Source organism: Oleiphilus sp. HI0117 (genome assembly GCF_001635235.1).
Map to the genome: position 1 here is coordinate 1 of NZ_LWGA01001170.1, position 488 is coordinate 488.

General features: G+C 41.6%; 2 protein-coding genes. Both read right to left on the reverse strand.

What is annotated here, in order from left to right; genetic code table 11:
- Nucleotides 1-207, reverse strand: a 207-nt coding sequence (locus A3757_RS27725; RefSeq protein WP_231878341.1) for a hypothetical protein, incomplete at its 3' end; no start/stop codon positions are given.
- 96 nt (nt 208-303) lie between these two features.
- On the reverse strand, nt 304-488 hold a 185-nt coding region (locus tag A3757_RS20710), incomplete at its 5' end, for a hypothetical protein (protein WP_231878342.1).

Consider the following 488-nt stretch of genomic DNA (forward strand, 5'->3'; position numbering starts at 1 on the left):
CTCAATGGGAGCACCTGTGATAATTTTTTCCCGAATCTCTTCAAGTTCTTCCAAACTCAAAAAATTCAAGTAAGGCTCGTTCTCACTATAACTCAGGATAATCGAGCGTATTTGATCACGATGAGAGTCTGGGGTACGAGAACAAGCGTTACAGACCTCAAAGGCTATAGCCTTATTCTCACCGCAATAAATACATATACTTATCATAATATCGTCATTGGCCTTGTGCTAAGAGAGTACTGCATGAAAGGAACAGCCAGCCTATCTTGGAAGATAAGCTAGCTTATTCTGGAATGCCTTAGCCTAATGCCCGAAGCTCTTCATAAGACCTTTAAGCTTGTCACCACCTTTCTCTTCAAGTTTCTCCATCAGCTTCTCTTTAGCTTTCGCTTTCAGTTTTTCCGTCTGCTTTGCTTTAGCTTCTTTGATAAGCTTATCAAGTATTTGTTTACCCATAGCCTGAGCAAGTTCCTTTGGAGGAAGGCCCG